Origin of the sequence: Marvinbryantia formatexigens DSM 14469, from assembly GCF_025148285.1 — a bacterium.
Classification (GTDB): domain Bacteria; phylum Bacillota; class Clostridia; order Lachnospirales; family Lachnospiraceae; genus Marvinbryantia; species Marvinbryantia formatexigens.
This window is the reverse complement of the sequence record NZ_CP102268.1, coordinates 3,627,501-3,650,285: the sequence shown is the minus strand read 5'-3', so window position 1 is coordinate 3,650,285 and position 22,785 is coordinate 3,627,501. Positions and strand designations below refer to the sequence as shown.

Genomic DNA, 22,785 nt, shown 5'->3' with positions numbered 1-22,785 from the left:
CCATTCTGGGCACAGAAGTATTCCGCAAATATGTCCATGTCTTACTGACCGACCGGGGGACAGAGTTTCCGGCGGCCGAAGCTATGGAGACCTCCTCTGATGGCACAAGGCGCACAAGGGTATTTTACTGTGACCCTATGCAATCAGGGCAAAAGGGTACATTGGAAAACAAGCATATAGAACTGCGTTACATCCTTCCCAAAGGAACGGATCTGATGGGCTTGGGTTGACTTGCCAGTCTGATCTGAATTTGGTTCTCTGCCATGTGAACTCTTCTCCTTGCGGAGTGCCTGGCAATAAAAGCCCGCTGGAACTGGCTGAATTTCTGTATCCGGATCTGTATGAAAAACTACTGGCTTTCGGCATCCACCCGGTTGAAAAAGATCAGGTCACTTTAAAGCCATACTTGCTCAAGCAAAGAAATAAGTAATGAAAACTGTTTAATCAAAAACAACAGGCGACTGTCAAAGAAGGTAAATATCGTCCACAGCAAGTGGAATTTAGTCCTACACCCTTAAAAATAACGACTAACGTCCGCTTTTTTGTCATGCCCAAAAAGAGCTTTCTTCTCCCAGCAGCCTGCTGCTTTCTTGCTTTAGTGTAGCACTTATTTCTACTTTAATAAACAGAAAAAGCAGCAATCACTCATTTTTGTAAGAGTAATTGCCACTTTTATTTTTCCGTTTTTCAAAATGGAAATAAACTTTTCACTTCAGCAATTTTTTTCAAGCAAGATTTTTCACTGGTTTTTTCAGATTTTCTGCCTCTATCAGACCCAGATATGCAAATACCGGATACAGATAGGAGCTCCCATGACAGACCAGCTTTTTCGGTCCGGAAACCTTTCCATCCAGTTCCATTGCCTTTCTCCAGCCGATTTCCACAGACGCCCGCGTAACGCTTTTTTCTTTTCTGCTGAAGAAAATTTCGTTTCCTTTTACCGTATAAGTGAAATCAAGCCCTTTGCATGTATAAAAGGTGTACCCCTGATATGCAATCATCTGTCCCCACACTTCCTCCATTGTCATCTTAGGAATACACCTTCTTTCCAAATTTATCTATTTCACTTTATCCGCCTAAAAAATCTACATAAAATATCCCGCCCGTTTTAATTTCATAATACCATATGTGTTTTGTTCTGACAATAGCCAGAAAACTAACAAAAAACATCGTAACTATTCAACCATAAACAACATTCATCCCTCATATTGTTTACATGACTGGAAATTACAAATTATACTCTCCATTCCTGTGGATACTCAATATCTGTCTCTGTGGACAGACGATTAATCTGTTCCTCTATATTCCGTTTCGTGTTTTCCCGCAGCCCAGGTGAGGCAAGCGATAACTGGAATGCTTTATACACTCGCAGCACCTCTTTCGGATCAACTTCTCCCTCATCGTATTCATCCGAATTTATCAGTCTTCGCATCTTGCAAAGTCCATCCAGATAAAACATATAGGACGAATTAATAGCTTCACTGGTTTTGGGGTCCCTGCGCATTTTCTTAATGACCGGCTCTGCCTTTTCATATTCCCCTTTATCCATCATAATATCTGCATATCGTAACCAGCATCTGGGACAGGAACTGAATTTTTCCATAGCCTCCTCCAGTACCTTGATTCCCTTTTCCGGCTGATTCGTTTTGGCATATATTTCCTGTTCGCTCAGCCACGCATCCTCTTCATCCGGCTGATTCTCCTTATATTCCTGTGCTAATTTCAGAATATCCTCTACCGAAAAACTATGTACTCTATCTGAACTATAAATTCCAATCAAATAATCAATCGAAAAAGAAAAAGCTCTCCATGTCCAGCTTGATTTATCAATAGACTGCAATCTTTTATACAATGTCTCACATTCTTCTTTTTCTCCGCAATTATATCCATATCTAAGCGCATCAGCCAGCAGATCGGTATCACAGGCATGTATTTTTAATCCCTCTTTCACGATTGCCAGAGCATTCCGGTTGTCGTTCGTAATCCTTGTAATAGAAACCGAAAAATTATGAAAATCTGTTGCCGTTCCTGTTAATTTTGTCTCTGGTGCAAGCAGAACTTCCAAAAGCTCCTGCAGCATATTTTCTGCTCCTACGATATCATTCGGATGATCTCTTCGGAATAAATTTAATAGTTCCTCTGCCTGCCCGATATCGGTAATTCCATAAAATGAATTTTTCTTCTCATTATCCATAATAACACTCCTATTCATCTGCAAAATATAATAACCCAGCTACTATCTTCCCTCAATATTCAATTCCACCAGCCGCTCAAAAAAATCACGTTTTTCGTACCCCTTCCATCCTATCTTGCTATTTTTTCGCTCCTTCATCTCACGAATTGTATATTCTTTTCCATCATATACATCAATATCCGGCAGCATCGCAAGATATGGATATTTGCGTCCATGAAAAACCAGACATTCTCCTGCATCCTTATCCAGATGTTGTAATCTTGAGACACTGATTACATTTTCATAACCGGATCCCGTCATGCCACTCAATTCACTGATTTCTCTTAAAAGTTCCAACTCCCTTGAGGTTAGAAAGATCCAGTTAACACAGTTAGACATAATTGTCGCTGTCTCTTCGTCATATCTCTGTCTCAGTTGATGTTTTGACTGGACAACCAGTGTAAATCGTATATTTCTGCTCCGCGATGCAGCAATCATCTGCGGGAAATCCGATATAGCGGGTAAAGAGGAAAATTCATCCAATATAAAATTGATCCTCACTGGATAACGGTTCTCTGATGTCCTCTTAAATGCGTTATCAATTAGAAGCTCATATATTTGTTTAATAAAAATAGTAATTACTTTATGATATGTAGATTTTTCATCCGGCATAATCAAATATAACGCATCTTTGCCAAAACCAATACTTTGAAGATCAAAAGTTGAGCTGGACAGCAGATCAATGATCTGAGGCTGCAAGGTAAAGCAGGACATATGCTGGTCGAATGTACTTATGATACATGCCAGCGTCCGTTCCGGACATATAACAATTCCATTGAGCCTCGTCCGGATCAATGAATAGCGTTTGGCAAAATTCCAGAGACTGGTGTCCTGGATTATTGTATTATCCACCGAACAAAATAATGCCTCCTTCAGTTTTATCACACTCTGCATGCTCACCAGTTCCGGCGGCTGGTGTTTTTCTTTACACAATTCAAACAGCAGTAGTATCAAACCAAACAGCATGTCACGCGCCGAATAATCCCAATACGGATCTTTAGAACATATAGGCATCAAATTAATTGTAGCATCATTAATAAATTCGCAGGCTTTATCCAAGTCTCCTGCCAAAAACATTTCATACGGCACAGAGAGCAAATTCCAGCCATCTCCTTTTTTCGGTTCGCGCAAATTAATTGCATGAACATTATAGCCTCTTTTCTCTAACAGCCCGGCGGTCCGGTTATAAATTTCTCCTTTCGGATCACAGATAATCATATTTTCACCTGCAGCAGAAATTGTATGAACTGCCGGTATGACTGCCAGACGGCTTTTCTTAGATCCGGTCGCCCCTATAATCAGTGTATGTGCGTCTGATCCGTCTACATATACCGTATTGGTTTTCGCGTCATAATCTAAGGGCACTCCGCCATAGTTTTCGGTATCCCAATTATTATTTGTTCCTACCTTTATTTCCTGACGGCTTATGTTATAGGCAGACAGCCCCTGACGAAAAGAAGCCTTTTCTTCCAGACGTCCCTTGTTGCCGCCTCCATGAACTCCGCTCATAGAATTTATAAAATTTCCATAAATGGATCTAGTGGAACGCTGTCCTGTATATCGCTGTAATTCCTCTGTGGTGCTCATCTCACATCATCCTCCTGTCTGTATAAACTTGAATCATAGGAAGATCCTTTTTCTTCATGCGGATTTCCTTTCATTCCCCGCTCCCCATGCTTATAGTGCTGTCCTTCTCTTGCTTCTGCCTTAGGCAGATTTTCCGGTTCATAATCATGACGTTCTTCATCTTTTTCTATATCCGCTTTACTCTTCGACTGTCTTTCTGCCCCACCGTTTGCAGCTTCACGAATATTTGTTGCCTTTTCTTTATCCCTTGAAGATAATTTTCTTTCGATTTTTTCTAACAATTCTTTCGTGTTGTTAACATAATTCATTACTTCCATAATTACATCGTTTGTATTTTTTATTTCTTGCTCCTTTTTATCTAATTCTTCTTTTAGTTCTTCAATTTCCCTGTCTTTTTCATTTAATGTCTTTTCCAGCGTGTTCCTTTCTTCCACTACTTGCCTAAAGGTTGCTGCATTTACAACATATTCTAATTGTTTCGGGAAATAGCATTCCTCATTTTTAAACGTTTCGTAACACTCTTGCGGAAGAAAGACCAGTATTCGTATTTCCGGTACATCCTCACTATTGATTGTCAGAGAATCCGATAACTTTTGCGCATAATCAGCAGTGAATATTTTCCGGATATCATCTATCGCCGATGCAATTCCAGCCATACAGCTAACCAACCCAAAGCATTCTCTTCCTGCTAAATAAGAACTACAAATGCTCTCAATCTTTTTCAGAGCATCTACCAACTCACTGGCCGTCGTTGTTCCATTCTTCACACAAATATATATGAATTTTCTTTCCTTAGTAGGATTCGATGGATCTTTTACTGCAACGCTTCCTCCATCATCCCAGTCTTCCAGCACTTCGTTCTGGGACAACCAATGTTCAACGGCGTCATCTGTTTGCAGGCAGATGACCGCTACATGTATACCACTCTCATAATTTGAAAAAAATTCACTGAGTGCCTGTTCAATGCTTTCTCCCTCTGCCTCTTTTTCACTGCACGAAAACCGGAGCTGTACACTATCCATTTCTAATATTTCAACAACATACAAATACTGCACATCTCCTTTCTTTTGTTCTCTCTTTACAGACCGAATCCGTTTCTAATCTGTTTAGCACTTATGAGTTTTACTTATTTTCTCTCCCAGATCAACTCTGTTACCTTCAACATGAAGGATCTTGTTACTATACCGCTCTTCGTCATTTACTCCCTGGCAAAAAACATCTACCATCTTCATAGATAAATCCTGACGGTATATTAGATTTTCCATGTCGCAGCAACACTTATATACATTGAATATTCCATCTCTGTCCGCATCCTTTGCCCACGCTTCTTCTTTCGCCCATGACAGAAATGTTATATATTCCGTTTCTTCCAGCTCCGAAAGCACCTCAAGGCACATGATTATATCACGCTTTGCAAAGAACCATTTCGTTTCTTTTACCTCACACCGGAGCATACACCTAATTGCTGATACAAGGATCTGCCGTTCATCGCCGCTGTCTGTCAGTTTCTCAGATGCACAGAATTCACGCAGCTCATCGATAATTCTTCTGTCTTCTTTCTGTATTTCCTCTATCAGTCTGATTTTCTCCGTTATCTCGTATTCTCCATACCAAATATTTCCGTGCCTTTCTATCATATTATCTTCGCTGAATCCCACATAATATAGACTTCGGATATTCAGAAACGGATTCTCTCCACCTACAAGAATATCCCTCAGACCGGAAAACTCATCCTTTTTTCTTTTGTCTTTATCATCTTTTCCCTCATTCTTAACCTCTTCAAAGAGGATATTGTTTTCCCCCTGCCAGAACTTCCTGTAGTCTTCCGGCCATATATTCTTATAAACAGCAAAAGCAAGGATCTGTTCTGCATCGTCACGCTCTGCTCCCCTGCTGTTATTCAGAAAATACTGTTCTGCCATCAATCCATAATCATTTAAAATAGCATACTGCAGCCGAAAATCTTTTATATACGGCGCAATACAATGAACGATTCCGGTTGTATCATACTGGTCTAATCTTGAAAGATGTTCTGCACAATGCTCTTGCCCGATATTTTTCAAAAAGCCTGCAATAGATTTGTTTACCTTTCGCAAATTGTCTGTAAAGATAATCTCTGAAGTTTTCTTATTGATTGATGGAATAACCGGCAGAATATAATCAAAAAATTTCGCATGCTCCATGCCACTGACAACGTCATCGTTTATGACAAATACAAAACGAATATAGTTTTGTTTATCCAGACGCAGATTGACCAGATAATTAATTTCACGCAGCCGTGTAAAAATTTCAATACACTTTTCCGGTTGGAAGCGATCTATATCCTCAAAAATCACTGTCCTATCGATCTGATCCGCTATTCTTTCCAGACAATATACCAGTTCCATGCTGTACAAATCTAAATAATCAGTACATGCCTGCTTCTCCAAATCTAATTCCGCCTGTTCTGCTTTTAAAGATATTCTCATTAGCTGTAATCTGGGCAGCAGGCGGTATAAGCCCATTCCACATAAAGCTGCCACAGCCGCCATTACAGCAAGATAGAGAATAAGATGCAGCCACATTTTGGCTATTCTTATCCATGCTATTCCTTTCATCGTCCATAGCACCAGATTTCCTAATGGCTCATGGTATATCAGCAAAAGCAGGGCAAAAACAAGAACCCCTGCCAATGCCCCTGTTATTTTGGGATGTTTTATATTTTCCGATATCAACCGAAAGCTGCCGGATGGCAGATCCTTCTGTCGAAATCTTGCATAAACCTGGAGTAATATCCGACGTTCAATCTGATTTTCATTTTCGTTCTCATTTTCGTTCTCATTTTCGTCCTCATTCTTTTTTTCTGAAAACTTTCCCAGTGATATATACAGAAAATTCTTCTGTATTTTCTCTTTTTTTATGCCCCATTTATGTTTTACATCCGTCGGCGCAATAGATGTTTCATGGTAATGCTTCTCAAAAGATCGGAGCATACTGCTTTTTCCTACCCCAAAGCTACCTGTAATGGCAATGTTCCGAATCCTTGGTTCTGCAAAAGCCTTCTCCAGATGTCTGTAAAATACCTGTGTGGCTGTACTTTCTTCTATATCCGGATTACAGGAGAGCGGAAAAATAACAGCTTCTTCCTCCTGCACTAGCTCACTCTGTGTCTGATTCGCGATACTTTCCCCGTTCTCCATTTGCATACTCCTGTTTTAAGCTTTATCTTCAGATATCCGATGTCAAAATATATATAAAATTGTAACATTAATTATCCGACAACACCTACCAAATACGGTAGGTATTGGAAACTAATGTGCAATCATCCGGTATTGCAAAAAATATTTTATCTTCTTCCCACCACTTGCAAGGATATGGTAATTTGCGGTATACTAATAAATATTCATCTTTATGGAATTGGGAGGCGCTTTGATGGAAACGGTAGATCTTCATGTACATTCTAATTGCTCGGACGGCACAATGTCGCCCGCTGAGCTGGTTTCTTATGCCTGTGAGAAGGGGCTGAGAGCCTTTGCGCTGACAGACCACGACACGGTTGCCGGGCTCCCGGAAGCATTTGCCGCCGCAGAGGGCACCGCTCTCGAAGTTGTTGCCGGGATTGAATTTTCCACGGAATATAAGGGGAAAGATATTCACATTGTCGGACTGGATATTGATTACCGGAGCGCTGATTTCTGCAGCCAGCTCACCCGCTTCCAGGATTCCCGCGACATCCGCAACGAAAAAATGATTAAAAAAATGCAGGAGAACGGCATCGATATCTCCCACGGGCAGATGGAAGCCGCTTTTGGGGACGCCGTGTGGACACGGGCGCACTTTGCGCGCTATCTTATGGACCACGGCTATGTTAAGGAGATGCCGGAAGCATTTGAGCGCTACATCGGAGAAGCCTGCCCCTGTTTTGTTCCGCGGGAAAAAGTGACCCCGGTGCAGGCGGTGCATCTGATTTCCAGTACGGGCGGTATTCCCGTCCTGGCGCACCCGATGCTTTACCGTCTTTCGGAGGAAGAAATGGACATTCTGCTCTCCTCCCTGAAAAAAGCGGGACTGATTGGCATTGAAGCCATCTACTCCACGCACTCCGCCTTCGATGAGAGCTTCGTCCGGCAGCTTGCGAAGCGGCACGGTCTGCTGATTTCCGGCGGTTCCGACTTTCACGGAAGCAACAAGCCCCATATCGACCTCGGCGTGGGGCGGGGAAATTTACGTATCCCGTATCATATTCTGACAAATCTGCGAAGCAGGAGAACAAAGCAATGATGCATGATAAAAAAATCTTATTTCTCGACCTGGACGGCACGCTCCTTAATGATGAAAAGGAAATCACGCCGGGAAACATGGCGGCCATCCGCGAGGCGCTGCGCCAGGGACATAAAATCGTCATCACCAGCGGACGCGCCACCATCAGCGCGCTGAAATTTGCGAAAAAAATGTCGCTGACTTCCGAGGGCTGCTATGCCATCACCTACAATGGCGCCTGCATTTATGACCTCTGTCACCAAAAGCCCATTTACCGGAAAACACTCGCAAAAGACATTGTCCGCTATCTTCTGGAAGCGGCGGAGAAAGCCGGTCTGTATGCGCATACCTACACCCGCAGCGCCGTGCTTTCCGCACACAATACCCGCGAGCTGCTTTCCTACACGACGGCTACCACGATGGATTATCTGATTGTGGAGGATGTCTGCCAGGCTCTGCCGGAGGAACCGGAAAAGGTGATTATCATTAATCTGGACGAACCGCAGAGACTGCACGACTTTCAGAAATCCCTCGCAGGCTGGGCAGAAGGAAAGGCGGACAGCTTCTTTTCCTGTCCGAATTATCTGGAATATATGCCGGTTGGCGTCTCCAAGGGCAGCGCTGTCCGGATTTTCTGCGATATGTTTGATATTCCGCCGGAAAATACAATCTCGGCGGGGGATGCCGACAACGATATTCCCATGCTGGAGGCGACGCATATCAGCGCTATCATGAAAAACGCAGACGCTTCCATGCGCGCACACGGAAATTACGTAACGGAGCATGACAACAATCATGATGCCGTTGCAGAAATCATCTACAAATTTATTTTAACGAATGGAGAGAACTGACTATGCTGAGAAAAACAAAAATCATCTGTACACTCGGACCATCCACGGACCAGCCCGGCGTACTGGAATCACTGATCGACTCCGGTATGAACGTGGCGCGTTTTAATTTTTCCCACGGCACGCATGAAGAACAGCGCGTGCGTTTTGTTGCGCTGAAAAAGGCAAGAAACAAGGCAAAGCTTCCGGTTGCCGCCCTGCTGGACACCAAGGGACCGGAAATCCGTCTGAAAACCTTTAAAGAAGGAAAGGTACAGCTCCAGAAGGGACAGACCTTCACGCTCACCACGCGGGAGGTGGAGGGCGACGCTTCCATCGTTTCCATCACCTACGCCAATCTTGTAAAGGATGTCAAAGCCGGCAATATGATCCTGCTGGACGACGGTCTGATCGGACTTTCCATCAAAGAGGTCACAGATACCGATATCATCTGCGAAGTGCTCAACTCCGGTCCGGTTTCCAACCGCAAGGGCGTAAACGTACCTGACGTGTCGCTCTCCATGCCGTTCGTCAGTGAAAAAGACCATGACGACATTCTTTTCGGCATCAAAATGGGCTTTGATTTTATCGCCGCATCCTTTACACGTTCCGCACAGGATATTCTGGAAATCCGCAAAATTCTGGAGGAACAGAACTGTGATACGATTCAGATTATCGCAAAAATTGAGAATAAAGAAGGGGTCGACAATATCGACGAGATTCTGGAGGTTGCCGACGGCATCATGATTGCCCGCGGCGATATGGGTGTGGAAATCCCGCTGGAGGACGTTCCGGCAATCCAGAAAAAGCTGATTAAAAAGACCATCCAGGCCGGCAAGGTTTCCATCACCGCCACGCAGATGCTCGATTCCATGATTACCCATCCGCGCCCCACAAGAGCCGAGGCAACGGACGTGGCAAACGCCATTTACGACGGCACCAGCGCTATCATGCTCTCCGGAGAGACCGCCGCTGGAAAATATCCGGTGGAAACGCTGCAGACGATGGTGCGCATCGCGCTTCATACGGAGGCGGACATTGATTATGTAAACCGCTTCAATCACATCAGTACCGGCAGCGGACAGCAGAATATTACAGAGGCGATTGCCTATGCCACCTGCTCCACCGCACACGATCTGCGGGCGCAGGCGATTGTAACCGTCACAAAATCCGGCGGCACCGCCCACACGATTTCAAAGTACCGTCCTGCATGTCCGATTATCGGCTGCGCAACGCATCCGCATGTATGCCGCCAGCTCAACCTCAGCTGGGGCGTGGTGCCGATCCAGACAAAGGAGGAACAGGATACCTTCGAGCTGTTTGAACATTCCGTGGAGGAAGCGACTGCCGCCGGTCTTCTGAAGGACGGCGATATTACTGTGATTACCGCCGGGGTACCGCTCGGCATGTCGGGAACAACAAACCTGATTAACGTACACATTGTCGGCGACCCGTATTAAGGTAAATACCCGGCAGGAATCGCCGCATGAATACACAGGCATGACGCCCGGCCCGCTGCACATGCAAAGAAGCCGGAAGTCTCCCTGCAAAAACGCGCTGCGGATGCGTCGCATATGCGATACATTCACAGCGCGTTTTTTATCTTTGTATCCCCGAAATACACATCAGCCAGAAGCATTCCCCGGCTGCTTCTTCTTTATAACATATCCTCTATCTGCGCCAGTTCCTGCAGGATTCCCTTCTGCCGCTCGGAGAAAAGCAGACTTTTATTATACTTATAAAACCGGTCACAGCCATTGATATCCACAAACCATGCGGCGTAATAATCCGTGTTCATTTCTGTGATAAACACCACCATTTCCTGGCTGTCGCCAAAGGCGCGCTCCAGAAAATCAAACACGTAATTCAGCGCCGTGTCCGCCTGCTGCAGCGCGTCGTCACGCCTGGGCGGCTCCCCGGCAAACAACTCCCGTATCTTTGCAAATGCCTGCTGCCCGTTTTCTGTCCTCTGCTCCTTCAGAGCAGCCACATAGCGCTCCAGCGTCTGCCCGGTTTCCATCTGCACATGTGCTTCCTCCCTGGTAAGATGCCCCGCCTGTTTCCGGCGCTCCAGCTCCTGCGCAGCTTTCTGGACAACCGCCTCCAGAAGTTTCTGCGCCTCCTCCCCGGAGAGCTTCTGCATATCTTCTCCCAGAAGCTTTTTATATTCCTTCAGCCTGTCAAAGAGTCCCGTGACATACCGGTCCATCTGATATGCCCCGGCAAACAGCCCGTGCAGCGCCGACAGCAGCAGCCCGATTACGCTGAGCTTTTCATCAAAGGAAGCCCGGCGGATTTTATCCACCGCCTCATCGCTGATTCTCCCCTGCAGAATCTCCTGCACGCGGTAATCCTTTTTATATTTGTTATACAGTTCCAGATAATTGGCAAAATCCTTAGCGATCCGCCAGTGCTGGATATACTGGTAGATCACCTCGCGGTCCGCCGTCCTGCCAAGCGATTCATAAACCTGCAGAAGCTGTGACAGATCCTCCCAGCCGCGGGCAGTGGCGAACAGCTTGCCGTCCACCGTCGTCTCCACCTTATAGAAATTTTCCTTTTTCAGCTCCAGATACGAGATAATCGCGTTGTGGATCCCCGCTGCATACGCATACTCCTTCCAGACAGAAAAATCTGCCTCCACATCAATTTTCTTGATACGGTCCAGTGTCACCACGTCAAACTCGCGCACCGATTTATTATACTCCGGCGGGTTGCCTGCCGCCACGATCACCCAGCCCTCCGGTACCTTCTGATTGCCGAAGGTCTTGCACTGCAGGAACTGCAGCATGGCGGGCGCCAGCGTCTCCGACACACAGTTAATCTCATCAATAAAGAGAATCCCCTCTTTTAATCCGGTCTGCTCCATTTTCTCATACACAGAGGCGATGATTTCACTCATGGTATATTCTGTCACAGAATACATCCTGCCGCCAAACTCCTTTTCCCGTATAAAGGGCAGCCCGATGGCGCTCTGCCGCGTGTGATGCGTGATGGTATAGGAGACAAGCCCCAGCTTATTTTCGCGCGCGATCTGCTCCATGATCTGTGTTTTTCCGATTCCCGGCGGTCCAATCAGCAGCAGAGGCCGCTGCCGCACCGGCGGGATCCGGTATTCTCCGTATGCATCCCTGCTTAAATACGCCTCAATGGAATTTCGTATTTCTTCCTTTGCCCGTTTAATATTCATAACTGTCCTCACAACTTTTTCTTTTTAACGTCCCCGCGGTATCCGCAGGCACCGTTCATTCCTTTTTCCGGTGCCTCTGAAGGTCCTGCCGCCGGATCACCAGCTTCATCGCCCACGGCGGAACGCCGGTATCCGCCTGCTCCTCCTCCACAAACAGAAATGCCGTCTCAAATGGCGGCATCCGCTTCGGATAGATGCCAAATCCGTCCGTAAAATAAAGCAGTCCTTTTAAATTCGTAAATTCCCGCTCCCGGATAAGCTGCTCCACATAGGCAAATGCCGGCCGGAAATCCGTGCCGCCGCTGCCAATGATTTCAAAGTGCTCCATATACTCCTCCAGCTCTTCCACGGAGGATATTTTCGTATCCGCCTGCACACGCTCATCGCACTGGATAATATGGAGGTTTATCCTGCGAAAGAAGGTTTCCTGCTCTGTCAGAATCGCATAAGTCTCCTCCAGAAACGCCCGCACAAGCTCCCCGGAGCAGGACATGGACGTATCGATCACCACGGCAAATTCCTCGATCCGCTTTACCTCCTTCGTCTCCTGCGGCTCTATCAGCGGCATATTGCCGTACAACGACAGCCCGTAGCTGTAAAATACATAATCAAACTGGTCGGTATCGACCTGCACGGCTTCCTTCAGCACCGCAAACTTTTTCAGGAACGTGCGGTAGTCCATTGTCTCCCGCTGCACCACCTTCAGCTGCTCCTTCAGTCCGCCGCTTTCCTCCGAAGCTTCCTTCGAAAAGGTGTCCATATCCATCTCCATTTTTTCCCGGATATCCTGCCAGCGGTCCCGCGTCTGCACATCCCTGGGGTGCTCCGGACTGCGGCACCAGCGGCTGTGTTCATCTACCGTGAACTCCCGGCGCCATTTTGCAAGCTCCGCCTCCTCTGGCTTTTTCTCCTCCAGCACATGACAGATGCCCTCCGCCGTCAGCACCTTTAATTCCTGGCGCAGCTCCTTATAGAGCTTCTCCCGCTCCCAGGAAACAGGCAGCTTTACGCAGCGGATCTGCATGTCATCAATGATGGATTCCATCGCGATATCGCACGCCAGGTCCCAGTATTCCTGCGCTCCCTGCGGCTGTCTGAAAACATGCCCGAACAGGCAGTGCAGCACCATATGAAGATAAATGCGGTTAATCCGCTTCCGCTCTGTGCTGAATTCTCCGCCCAGATACCTTGTATTGTAATAAATAAAATTTCCGTCTGTCGCCACCGTCTCCACACTGCCGTCCATCACATAAGAAAAAGAAGACAGCGCCACGTCCAGAAAACGCATATGCAGAAACAGCTCGTCTCTTGCCTGCGCAAGAATATGTCTTCCGGCGCTCTCCATACGCCGTCTGAATTCCTGCTCCCGTTCCATGATATCCTGCAAACGCTTTCCTCCCCTCTCCCCAGCCGGTTCCTTCAGCCGCCGGAGCTGTTTTATTCCCGCGAACAATGAACCAGGTGCCGTGCCTGCGACGCCCTGCAAGGGCTAGTCCTTCAGGGCACGAGCATTTGGCGATGCTGTGTGCCGGTGGCCGTTTAGCACCGACCAGAGTGATTCCGCTTCTTTTGCGGCTTTTGTGACCGCTTTATGCTGCACGTCACAGTTCAAAGCTCTGCACGCTCCGCTTCCGGCTGCGGTATTTATAATCCATCAGAAAGCTCTGGCTCTCCATACGGTTTCCTTCGTTCGCCTCCCGTATCAGCTCCTCCAGCTCCTGCGCGCTCCAGTCGATAAAGGTACAGAGATATTCCAGCGCCTCCTGTTGCTCAAATGCCAGACACCACGAAGCCGCCTCTCTCCGGTGCTCCATCAGCCATGCCTGGTAGATTCCGCCGGCATCCTCCGAAAGCCGGTAAGGGTACCGAAGCCTCAGCAGACACAGCTCGATACAGAAATCAACGCTCTCCCATGCCGCCGCTTCCCCGAATAACCTGTCATATTCCTGGAAATTCAGCTCCCCGTCGCGGAAACACTGCCGGTAATGATAGCCGGAGCCGTGAAAATGCGTTTCCAGAATCCGCGCCGGCGTATTTTCCACCGCTTCCTCATAATATTCCGGAAACAGCAGCATGGCGGCTTTCCCGTTCCCGTAATCCAGCGTTACCCGCAGCTCCTGGCGCAGCTCGCTGACAATATCCTTCAGACAATATCCCCAGGCATCCTGCATATACACATACAGCTCCCGCAGCCGGTAGCAGCCGGTAAAAGCTCCTCCCGCAATATCCTCCGTCCGGTGATACAGCGTCATGCGCTCCAGCCGCCGGCATCCATAAAATGCATAGCCGCCGATTCTGCGCATCTCCTGCGGAAGTCGTATCTCCAGCAGCTTTTCCCCGCAGATTGCCGTTTCTTCATCCGCCTGGGGCTTTGCGGGAGAGAACGCATAATCCTCCAGGGCTGTCACCGGCAGCCCGTCTATCTGCTCCGGCAGAGCAACGCGCTGCTCCGTTCCCAGACAGCGCGTCACTATCACCTGATCATTTTCTGTACGGCTGATAATTTCCATAAGCCACCTCCCGGAATCTCCACAGAAAAAGAATCGCGCCCGGCAGAACCGGGCGCATATGCTTTTTCTTATTCTGTAGCAGCTTCCGCTGTATCCTGCTCTGCAGCGCTCTCCGCCGCAGTATCCGCCTCTGCCGCCGCGTCTGCTTCCTCTGCTGATGCGTCGTCCTCCGCAGCCGCATCTGCATCCTCTGCCGCGACATCCTCATCCGCCGCTTCTGCAGCGTCCTCCGCTGCGACATCCTCATCCGCCGCTTCTGCAGTATCATCCGCTGCGACATCCTCATCCGCCGCTTCTGCAGTATCATCCGCCGCAGTCAGATCACTCAGATACGTATCGATAGCCGTAGTATCTGCATCGTAGAATTTTCTTGTCTCCACGTGGAAGCTGTTGTAGGCGGAAACGCCAATCCAGCACACTAAAACCAGCAGTACCACATAACCGCCAATCCTCCAGAGCATCCGCTCTCTTTTTTCTTTCTTCATGATTTTCTGACGGTTCGCCTTCTGCTGCTTATAGCGGTCTACCTTTGCCTGACTCATATGCCATTCTCCTCTATCTTACATTCTTTCTCGTAAGCATCTGCTTATCCTGCTTACTAGTGTAACATAGTTTTTCAAAAAACACACGTCTTTTTTTATAAAATATCAGGATATCTTTTTCTTATAATACAACGATGACGCCGCCGTCGCTTGCATACATGCTGCTGATACCGCGGGTATCCAGCACGATCGTATCCTTTACCTTAATTTTCTCCAGGATGGCATCCTTTACCATCTGCGCCCGCTCCGGGCAGTTGCAGTGGGAAATGGCGAGAATCCGCTCTTCCGTATGCTCCGCCTGCTGCACCAGAATCTCCACCATCTTTACCAGCGCCTTGTTGATTCCGCGCACCTGCGCAAGCTGCTCGATGGTGCCCTCCTGTGTGCCGTGCATTACCGGCTTAATCTTCAGGGCAGTTGCCAGAAACGCCTTCATTGTACTCAAACGCCCGTTCTTGCGCAGCGTCTCCAGTGTTTCCAGAACGAAATACGTCTTTTTCCTGGCGATGTAGGCTTCCACCGTCTTTACAACTTCCTCGAAGGGCATCCCGGCTTCCTCGCACTCCTGGATTTTCAGACCAATCAGCGTCTCTCCGATGGACGCCGAGCAGGAATTAAACACATATGCCTTCTTATCCGGATGCTCCTCCAGGAACAGATTCTTTCCGAGAACCGCGCTGTTGTAGGAGCCGCTCAGCTCCGCAGACAGCGTGACGGCATATACGTGCTCCGCTCCGCAGTCGAACGCATTTTTATATGCCTCCGGTGACGGACAGGCGGACTTCGGACACTCCGGACTTGCCGCAACGCGCGCCAGGAAATCCGCCTGGTCGAACGTTTCATCATCTATAATTACAAAATCATCCACATTTATGGTAAGCGGGACACTCTCAAAATGACCGTCCTTTTTCATGTTACCGGTTAATTCTCCGCAACTGTCGATTACCACTTTATAGCTCATGCTAACAAAACCTCCTGAAAAAAGCAACGTAGTTTTTAATACTACATCATCATAGCACATATATTTCCATTTGAAAAGCTTTTTCTACTTTCCATTTAAAACTTTCTATTATATACTATTGGTGTGACGCCTGAGCTTCGCAAATCAGGTCTGCCGCCCCGGCAGCCTTTTGCCCTTGCGCGCACAGATTTTTCCGATACGAGGTGGATATTTATGCTTGCCCTGCAGATTACAGAAGTAAAGACTTTTATGAATAAGCTTTTTCTGGGAGATTCCTTCGATGCCTTTCAGTTATCGGAGGCCGTTTTTGTTACATTTAATACCTTCCATATTGATGGGAGCCTGCAGAAGGATTACTATTCTTCGGAGGAGCTGGATACACAGGGGCTGTCGCAGCAATCCTGGTCCTTCTGGCGCCAGGTGCGTCCCTTTTGCCTGCAGCTTATCCGTGGAAAACACACGCCTCTGGAATTTAAAATCGTTTTCCGCCTTTCCCCGGCAAATGTCGAAAAGCTGCTCGCCCAGGCGCAGCTCGCAATCAATCCGTCGGATATTGACGGACTTTTTCTGAACCTGCATTTTTGCCAGGGGACGCTGACCTGCACGACCGGCTCCGCATTGCGGTTCTTCACGCTGGATAAAACCCTGGAGCATACCTGGGACGGACTGGTCAGAAAATTCCTGCAAAAACAGGACATCGCTTTCTGTTAGCACTCACCTAAAATGAGTGCTAATTTTTTCTTGACATTCTATCTGACTGGTATTATACTATCCATAATTCCATAAAGAATTGCAAATTTTAGATGAGGTGATAGTATATGAGCAAAACAGGCAATCTTTCTATTAACAGCGAAAACATATTCCCGATTATCAAAAAATGGCTGTATTCCGACCACGACATTTTTATGCGCGAGCTGGTCTCCAACGGATGCGATGCCATCACAAAGCTGAAAAAACTGGCTCTGATGGGCGAATTCACATTCCCGGACGGCTACAAAAACAAGATTGACGTCGTTGTAAATCCCAAGGAAAAAACCCTGAAATTTATCGATACCGGTCTTGGTATGACAGCCGACGAGGTCGAAGAATATATCACACAGATTGCGTTCTCCGGCGCAACAGACTTTCTGGAAAAATATAAGGACAACGCCAACGGCGATGAAATTATCGGTCATTTCGGTCTCGGCTTCTATTCCGCTTTCATGGTAGCCGACGAGGTGCACATCGACACCCTCTCCTATAAAGAAGGAGCGGCTCCGGTTCACTGGGAGTGCGACGGCGGCACACAGTACACCATCGGTGAAGGCAGCCGGACAGACATCGGTACTGAGATCACACTGTTCCTCAACGAGGAAAGTCTGGAATTTGCCAACGAGTACCGTGTGCGCGAGGTTCTGGAAAAATACTGCTCCTTCATGCCGGTTGAAATCTTCCTTACGAATACCGACGCGGAACCACAGTATGAGACAATTCTGAAAGAGGAACTGCGCGAGGATGACGAGGTAATCGAGTACATCCACGAGGATGCAAAGACAGAAGAAAAAGAAAATGAAAACGGCGAGAAAGAGGTCGTAGAGGTCTCCCCCGCCCAGGAAAAGGTAAAGATTAAAAAACGTCCGGTCTCCATCAGCGATACTACCCCGCTCTGGACAAAGCACCCGAATGAGTGTACAAAGGAGGAGTATCTGGAATTTTACCGCAAGGTATTTATGGACTATAAGGAGCCGCTGTTCTGGATCCATCTGAACATGGACTATCCGTTCAATCTGAAAGGAATCCTTTATTTCCCGAAGATTAACACGGAATACGACTCCATAGAGGGAACCATCAAGCTGTATAACAACCAGGTATTTATCGCTGACAACATCAAGGAAGTCATTCCGGAGTTTCTGATGCTCTTAAAGGGTGTTATCGACTGCCCGGACCTGCCGCTGAATGTTTCCAGAAGCGCGCTGCAGAATGACGGTTTTGTCAAGAAGATTTCTGATTACATCAGCAAGAAGGTTGCGGACAAGCTGAGCGGCATGTGCAAGACAGACCGCGAGAGCTACGAAAAATACTGGGACGATATCAGTCCGTTTATCAAATATGGCTGTCTGAAGGACAGCAAGTTCAGCGACCGTATGATGGATTATATCCTGGTTAAGAACCTGGACGGCAAATATCTCACACTGGACGATTTTATCAAAGAAAACCAGAAGGCAGAAGACAGTGCGGCTGATGAAAACGCAGCGGATACCGCAACGGAAAGCGATGCTGAAAAGGCCGCTGATGCCAGTGCAGAAGACAGTGCTGACACATCCGCTGATTCCAGTGCGGAAAAAGACGACGCTTCCGCCGATGACGAAGAGAAAGAGCCGCCAAAGACAACACTTTATTATGTAACAGATGAGGTACAGCAGAGCCAGTATATCAACATGTTTAAGGAAGCGGGGCTGGATGCCGCGATTCTGAAGCACAATATTGATTCTCCGTTTATCACGCATGTGGAGCAGAAAAAAGAGAACGTGCATTTCCAGCGTATCGATGCCGACGTAACCGATTCCTTTAAGGAGGAGACCTCTGAGGAGGAGCTGAAGGAAACCACGGATACGCTTACCGATATTTTCCGCAAGGCGCTTGGCAAAGACAAGCTGGAGGTAAAGGTGGAAAAGCTGAAAAATGAAAATGTTTCTTCCATGATTACGCTCTCCGAGGAAACACGCCGTATGCAGGAAATGATGAAGATGTACAATATGTACGGCATGGACCCGGATATGTTCGGCGGTTCGGAGACGCTGGTATTAAATGCAAACAACGCACTGGTACAGTACATCCTGAATAACAAAGATTCAGAGCATGTTCCGATGATGTGCGAACAGCTTTACGACCTCGCGATGCTCAGCCATGCTCCGCTCTCACCGGATGCGATGACAAAATTCATCGCGCGCAGCAATGAGATCATGATGCTGCTGACAAAGGCAGAGGCATAATACCTGGTTCCTGTAAAAATACCCCGTACCATCTGTCAGCCGGAAGATATTCTCCGGCTGGCGGCGGATACGGGGTATTTCCATTACTTTTATTACACTTATTTTACATTGCAGACGAAACACCGCAGCTTTCCGTTTGGATCCGGCGGGATAACGTCCAGCCAGATCACCTCTATGCGGAATTCATCCCCAAAGAGCTCTTTCAGACGGCTGCGGAAAAAGCCGGCTATTTCCTCCCGGCTGTGCGTCTTATCCTGCGGATCACGCACCAGCTCGACACGCAGATCATGGTAAGTCTCCTGCACATAGCGGAACTGGGCGATTCCGGTAATCCCGTTTGGAATCTTTCGCAGCTCCAGGACAGAGGTATCCTCCCCGTTTTCATGCTTTACCATATCGTTCAGACGCCCGTGGATCGTCGTAACATAGCGGATGCCGTCCTTCATATAGGAGGATGCCGTGTCTCCGATATCGTAATTGATCAACGGAAAATCGGTCTTATAAAGCGGTGTTAAGATCATCCGTCCGTCATCCGCCAGGTGGTTCTCACTGTCATAGATGTTGACCACATGCGTATCGCAGCATAAATCGTAGTAATCTTTTCCAGGACGCTTTACCAGGCAGCTGCCCGTCTCATCGCTTCCATAGCAGTCTACCAGCCCCGGACCAAAGGTTTTCTCAAGAATCTGCCGCGTCACCTCATCGACCATCTCGCTGACAGGAATATACCACTTCGGCTTTTGCACCTTCAGCTTATGCTGCTGTGCATACAGCGCAATGCGGACAATGCAGTTTTTGCGCAGACAGATCAGATCCGGGGCATACTCATTCAACTCACGGATGACATCGGCAGTCCCGTCGCCCACACAGCGTTTTTCGGAAATAATCCGCCGGCGCAGAATACCGAGATTCTGCAGAACAGAGTCCTTCTTTTTCTTCTCTGCGCGATAGCTTGACTCAAAAGATACCATTTTCCCGGTAAAGGGTTTATAGCCAAAGCTCATCAGAATGCGTATCCAGCTTGCATTTGCGCAGGCATGTTCCCGCTGCGACTGATAGAGGGTAAGCGGAACGCCGGTGGAACCGCTTGTGCTGGTAGCATCCCAGCTATCCCTTTTTCCAGGATTCGCTTCATATAATTCCTTCATCCATTCCCGCAGCTCCGCCTTTGTGAGCACCGGGAATTTAGCCAGATCCTCCGCACAGTGGAAGTCCTCCGTTGTGAGGTGATGCTCCTCAAACCGTTTCCGGTAAAACGGAATTTCATATGCCGCCTTCATCAGCCTGTGCACATTCTCATTCTGCTTCTTTTTTCGTTTCCGCGGATTTTTGGAAAAATCCCTCTCCAGTATCAGCAGATAATAAAAGGTTGTCAGATTAATCAGTTTCTTTTGCAGATGCAGCTTCATAAAAGCTCCCTCTTCTTCCCTGTATATGATAAAAAGCTTTGTAAATCCCTCCGGTTACAAAGCTTTTTTCGTTGCCTGGCACACGACAAAAACGTCCAATGGACGTTTTTTAGTGCGGGTAGCCGGACTTGAACCGGCACGGAGTTGCCCCCGAGAGATTTTAAGTCTCTTGTGTCTGCCTATTCCACCATACCCGCAAAATCATTATTTTTCTGCAGCTATATGCCCAACATTCTTCTGACGACCGCTGCAGAATATTTAACTGTAGAAAATGGGACCTATAGGGCTCGAACCTATGACCCTCTGCTTGTAAGGCAGATGCTCTCCCAGCTGAGCTAAGATCCCATATCTTCTCGCATATATAACATATATGCAAACGACCCAGATCGGACTCGAACCGACGACCTTCGCCGTGACAGGGCGACGCTCTAACCAACTGAGCCACTGGGCCAAATCTTTTTATTTTGTTAAATGGACCTTCGGGGACTCGAACCCAGGACCGACCGGTTATGAGCCGGTTGCTCTAACCAACTGAGCTAAAGGTCCAAAGAGCCGATGATCGGACTCGAACCGATAACCTGCTGATTACAAATCAGCTGCTCTGCCAATTGAGCCACATCGGCATAACACTTACAGGACCTGCCATCACAACTCCTTTCGGATGTATGGCAACTAAAATGACTCCAAGGGGATTTGAACCCCTGTTACCGCCGTGAAAGGGCGATGTCTTAACCGCTTGACCATGGAGCCTTATTTATAAAAACAACACCACATGACAGCTCCGTGTCCTTCGGCTGACACCTGGTGTTTAACTCCCCGAGTTGGGCTCGAACCAACAACCCTTCGGTTAACAGCCGAATGCTCTACCATTGAGCTATCGAGGACCATCTTCCTTTTTCTGATACCCTGTTTCTTTCCATGTACCTTCAAAACCGCACAGGAACCACAATCTCTCCATCCTTCTCTCTTACCCGGACCTTCCGCCTTTCGGCTTTCCTGGTCAAGCTTTCGACCTATTAGTGACAGCCAGCTCCGTGCATTGCTGCACTTCCACCCCTGCCCTATCAACCTCGTCGTCTTCAAGGGGTCTTATGTTTTCACTGGGATATCTCATCTTGAGGGGGGCTTCACGCTTAGATGCCTTCAGCGTTTATCCCTTCCCGACTTGGCTGCCCGGCCGTGCCACTGGCGTGACAACCGGTGCACCAGAGGTCAGTCCATCCCGGTCCTCTCGTACTGAGGACAGCTCCTCTCAGATATCCTGCGCCCACGCCGGATAGGGACCGAACTGTCTCACGACGTTCTGAACCCAGCTCGCGTACCGCTTTAATGGGCGAACAGCCCAACCCTTGGGACCTACTACAGCCCCAGGATGCGATGAGCCGACATCGAGGTGCCAAACCACTCCGTCGATGTGAACTCTTGGGAGTGATAAGCCTGTTATCCCCAGGGTAGCTTTTATCCGTTGAGCGATGGCAATCCCACTTTATGCCACCGGATCACTAAGCCCTACTTTCGTACCTGCCCCACCCGTCGGTGTCGCAGTCAAGCTCCCTTCTGCCTTTGCACTCTGCGGATGGTTTCCAACCATCCTGAGGGAACCTTCGGGCGCCTCCGATACCCTTTCGGAGGCGACCGCCCCAGTCAAACTCCCCGCCTGGCATTGTCCCACCGCCGGCTCACGGCGGCTGGTTAGAAGCCCAGTACTGCAGGGGTGGTATCCCAACAGCGGCTCCGCTGCGGCTGGCGCCGCGGCTTCACAGCCTCCCACCTATCCTGTACGTGCAGTACCGGACCCCAGTACCAGACTGGAGTAAAGCTCCATGGGGTCTTTCCGTCCTGGCGCGGGTAACCAGCATCTTCACTGGTACTTCAATTTCACCGGATGCATTGTCGAGACAGCGCCCAAATCATTACGCCTTTCGTGCGGGTCGGAACTTACCCGACAAGGAATTTCGCTACCTTAGGACCGTTATAGTTACGGCCGCCGTTTACCGGGGCTTAAGTTCAAAGCTTCGCTTGCGCTAACTTCTCCCCTTAACCTTCCGGCACCGGGCAGGCGTCAGCCCGTATACTTCACCTTACGGTTTTGCACAGACCTGTGTTTTTGCTAAACAGTTGCTTGGGCCAATTCTCTGCGGCCTCTTCACAGAGGCACCCCTTCTCCCGAAGTTACGGGGTCATTTTGCCGAGTTCCTTAACAATGCTTCTTCCGTCGGCCTTGGGATTCTCTCCCCATCCACCTGTGTCGGTTTACGGTACGGGTACATCATGAACAATAGCGGCTTTTCTTGACGCATGGCACACACGCTTCC

General features: G+C 48.1%; 16 protein-coding genes, 7 tRNA genes and 1 rRNA gene (1 of these 24 cut by a window edge). 5 read left to right on the top strand and 19 right to left on the bottom strand.

The window, feature by feature from the left end; genetic code table 11:
- Window positions 1-725: 725 nt before the first annotated feature.
- From NQ534_RS17050 to NQ534_RS17030, 5 genes are all read right to left on the bottom strand, one after another.
- Window positions 726-1,028 carry a hypothetical protein gene (locus NQ534_RS17050; protein ID WP_006863984.1) on the bottom strand — a complete coding sequence of 101 codons (303 nt, stop codon included), beginning with the start codon at window positions 1,026-1,028 and terminating at the stop codon, window positions 726-728.
- A gap of 206 nt (window positions 1,029-1,234) precedes the next feature.
- The gene (locus NQ534_RS17045) at window positions 1,235-2,194 is read right to left on the bottom strand and encodes a tetratricopeptide repeat protein (protein WP_040785021.1); all 960 of its coding nucleotides are present in this window, start codon (window positions 2,192-2,194) and stop codon (window positions 1,235-1,237) included.
- A 42-nt stretch (window positions 2,195-2,236) separates the two neighbouring features.
- A complete protein-coding gene (locus NQ534_RS17040; RefSeq protein ID WP_040785019.1) occupies window positions 2,237-3,820 on the bottom strand; it encodes a type IV secretory system conjugative DNA transfer family protein in 1,584 nt (527 codons plus the stop codon).
- Window positions 3,817-4,866, bottom strand: a complete 1,050-nt coding sequence (locus NQ534_RS17035; protein ID WP_040785017.1) for a hypothetical protein — start codon at window positions 4,864-4,866, stop codon at window positions 3,817-3,819. The genes NQ534_RS17040 and NQ534_RS17035 overlap by 4 nt, the downstream gene beginning before the upstream one ends.
- A gap of 60 nt (window positions 4,867-4,926) precedes the next feature.
- Window positions 4,927-6,999: a YobI family P-loop NTPase gene (locus tag NQ534_RS17030; protein WP_040785015.1), complete on the bottom strand. Its 2,073-nt coding sequence runs from the start codon at window positions 6,997-6,999 to the stop codon at window positions 4,927-4,929.
- A gap of 232 nt (window positions 7,000-7,231) precedes the next feature.
- On the opposite strand from NQ534_RS17030, the gene NQ534_RS17025 reads away from it, so the two are divergent.
- From NQ534_RS17025 to pyk, 3 genes are read left to right on the top strand one after another with little or no spacing between them, the layout of a single operon-like run.
- Window positions 7,232-8,080: a PHP domain-containing protein gene (locus NQ534_RS17025; RefSeq protein WP_040785013.1), complete on the top strand. Its 849-nt coding sequence runs from the start codon at window positions 7,232-7,234 to the stop codon at window positions 8,078-8,080.
- A complete protein-coding gene (locus NQ534_RS17020; RefSeq protein WP_006863978.1) occupies window positions 8,077-8,910 on the top strand; it encodes a Cof-type HAD-IIB family hydrolase in 834 nt (277 codons plus the stop codon). The genes NQ534_RS17025 and NQ534_RS17020 overlap by 4 nt, the downstream gene beginning before the upstream one ends.
- A 2-nt stretch (window positions 8,911-8,912) precedes the next feature.
- Window positions 8,913-10,346 carry a pyruvate kinase gene (pyk, locus tag NQ534_RS17015; protein ID WP_006863977.1) on the top strand — a complete coding sequence of 478 codons (1,434 nt, stop codon included), beginning with the start codon at window positions 8,913-8,915 and terminating at the stop codon, window positions 10,344-10,346.
- A 197-nt stretch (window positions 10,347-10,543) separates the two neighbouring features.
- On the opposite strand, the gene NQ534_RS17010 is transcribed toward pyk, so the two are convergent.
- The 5 genes from NQ534_RS17010 to NQ534_RS16990 form a co-directional block, all read right to left on the bottom strand.
- The gene (locus NQ534_RS17010) at window positions 10,544-12,076 is read right to left on the bottom strand and encodes an AAA family ATPase (protein ID WP_006863976.1); all 1,533 of its coding nucleotides are present in this window, start codon (window positions 12,074-12,076) and stop codon (window positions 10,544-10,546) included.
- Window positions 12,077-12,131: 55 nt separating this feature from the next.
- Window positions 12,132-13,451 carry a vWA domain-containing protein gene (locus NQ534_RS17005; protein WP_040785079.1) on the bottom strand — a complete coding sequence of 440 codons (1,320 nt, stop codon included), beginning with the start codon at window positions 13,449-13,451 and terminating at the stop codon, window positions 12,132-12,134.
- A 226-nt stretch (window positions 13,452-13,677) separates the two neighbouring features.
- Complete coding sequence (locus NQ534_RS17000; RefSeq protein ID WP_006863974.1) at window positions 13,678-14,586, bottom strand: leucine-rich repeat protein; 909 nt, start codon at window positions 14,584-14,586, stop codon at window positions 13,678-13,680.
- Window positions 14,587-14,654: 68 nt separating this feature from the next.
- Window positions 14,655-15,128 carry a hypothetical protein gene (locus tag NQ534_RS16995; protein ID WP_006863973.1) on the bottom strand — a complete coding sequence of 158 codons (474 nt, stop codon included), beginning with the start codon at window positions 15,126-15,128 and terminating at the stop codon, window positions 14,655-14,657.
- Window positions 15,129-15,249: 121 nt separating this feature from the next.
- Complete coding sequence (locus NQ534_RS16990) at window positions 15,250-16,089, bottom strand: DegV family protein (RefSeq protein ID WP_040785011.1); 840 nt, start codon at window positions 16,087-16,089, stop codon at window positions 15,250-15,252.
- 249 nt (window positions 16,090-16,338) lie between these two features.
- Here NQ534_RS16990 and NQ534_RS16985 point away from each other — a divergent pair, with 249 nt between their 5' ends.
- Entirely contained in the window at window positions 16,339-16,800 is a 462-nt protein-coding gene (locus NQ534_RS16985; protein WP_143115832.1) for a DUF5721 family protein, read from the top strand.
- A 107-nt stretch (window positions 16,801-16,907) separates the two neighbouring features.
- Entirely contained in the window at window positions 16,908-19,061 is a 2,154-nt protein-coding gene (gene htpG, locus NQ534_RS16980; protein ID WP_006863970.1) for a molecular chaperone HtpG, read from the top strand.
- Window positions 19,062-19,159: 98 nt separating this feature from the next.
- On the opposite strand, the gene NQ534_RS16975 is transcribed toward htpG, so the two are convergent.
- From NQ534_RS16975 to NQ534_RS16935, 9 genes are all read right to left on the bottom strand, one after another.
- Window positions 19,160-20,470 carry a phenylacetate--CoA ligase family protein gene (locus tag NQ534_RS16975; protein ID WP_006863969.1) on the bottom strand — a complete coding sequence of 437 codons (1,311 nt, stop codon included), beginning with the start codon at window positions 20,468-20,470 and terminating at the stop codon, window positions 19,160-19,162.
- 113 nt (window positions 20,471-20,583) lie between these two features.
- Window positions 20,584-20,667: transfer RNA gene (locus NQ534_RS16970), tRNA-Leu, on the bottom strand.
- Between the two features lie 75 nt (window positions 20,668-20,742).
- Window positions 20,743-20,815, bottom strand: a tRNA-Val gene (locus NQ534_RS16965).
- A gap of 32 nt (window positions 20,816-20,847) precedes the next feature.
- A tRNA-Asp gene (locus tag NQ534_RS16960) sits at window positions 20,848-20,921 on the bottom strand.
- A 21-nt stretch (window positions 20,922-20,942) separates the two neighbouring features.
- Window positions 20,943-21,016: transfer RNA gene (locus tag NQ534_RS16955), tRNA-Ile, on the bottom strand.
- Between the two features lie 4 nt (window positions 21,017-21,020).
- Window positions 21,021-21,093, bottom strand: a tRNA-Thr gene (locus NQ534_RS16950).
- 55 nt (window positions 21,094-21,148) lie between these two features.
- A tRNA-Glu gene (locus NQ534_RS16945) sits at window positions 21,149-21,220 on the bottom strand.
- Window positions 21,221-21,282: 62 nt separating this feature from the next.
- Window positions 21,283-21,354: transfer RNA gene (locus NQ534_RS16940), tRNA-Asn, on the bottom strand.
- A 112-nt stretch (window positions 21,355-21,466) separates the two neighbouring features.
- Window positions 21,467-22,785: ribosomal RNA gene (locus NQ534_RS16935) — 23S ribosomal RNA — on the bottom strand; it runs 1,565 nt beyond the window's last position.

Coding starts and splice junctions, on each gene's coding strand:
- NQ534_RS17045 (WP_040785021.1), bottom strand. CDS start 2,194: ATGGATAATGAGAAGAAAAATTCATTTTATGGAATTACCGATATCGGG.
- NQ534_RS17000 (WP_006863974.1), bottom strand. CDS start 14,586: ATGGAAATTATCAGCCGTACAGAAAATGATCAGGTGATAGTGACGCGC.
- NQ534_RS17010 (WP_006863976.1), bottom strand. CDS start 12,076: ATGAATATTAAACGGGCAAAGGAAGAAATACGAAATTCCATTGAGGCG.
- NQ534_RS17005 (WP_040785079.1), bottom strand. CDS start 13,451: ATGGAACGGGAGCAGGAATTCAGACGGCGTATGGAGAGCGCCGGAAGA.
- NQ534_RS16995 (WP_006863973.1), bottom strand. CDS start 15,128: ATGAGTCAGGCAAAGGTAGACCGCTATAAGCAGCAGAAGGCGAACCGT.
- NQ534_RS17020 (WP_006863978.1), top strand. CDS start 8,077: ATGATGCATGATAAAAAAATCTTATTTCTCGACCTGGACGGCACGCTC.
- NQ534_RS17025 (WP_040785013.1), top strand. CDS start 7,232: ATGGAAACGGTAGATCTTCATGTACATTCTAATTGCTCGGACGGCACA.
- pyk (WP_006863977.1), top strand. CDS start 8,913: ATGCTGAGAAAAACAAAAATCATCTGTACACTCGGACCATCCACGGAC.
- NQ534_RS16985 (WP_143115832.1), top strand. CDS start 16,339: ATGAATAAGCTTTTTCTGGGAGATTCCTTCGATGCCTTTCAGTTATCG.
- NQ534_RS17030 (WP_040785015.1), bottom strand. CDS start 6,999: ATGGAGAACGGGGAAAGTATCGCGAATCAGACACAGAGTGAGCTAGTG.
- NQ534_RS17050 (WP_006863984.1), bottom strand. CDS start 1,028: ATGACAATGGAGGAAGTGTGGGGACAGATGATTGCATATCAGGGGTAC.
- htpG (WP_006863970.1), top strand. CDS start 16,908: ATGAGCAAAACAGGCAATCTTTCTATTAACAGCGAAAACATATTCCCG.
- NQ534_RS16990 (WP_040785011.1), bottom strand. CDS start 16,089: ATGAGCTATAAAGTGGTAATCGACAGTTGCGGAGAATTAACCGGTAAC.
- NQ534_RS17040 (WP_040785019.1), bottom strand. CDS start 3,820: ATGAGCACCACAGAGGAATTACAGCGATATACAGGACAGCGTTCCACT.
- NQ534_RS16975 (WP_006863969.1), bottom strand. CDS start 20,470: ATGAAGCTGCATCTGCAAAAGAAACTGATTAATCTGACAACCTTTTAT.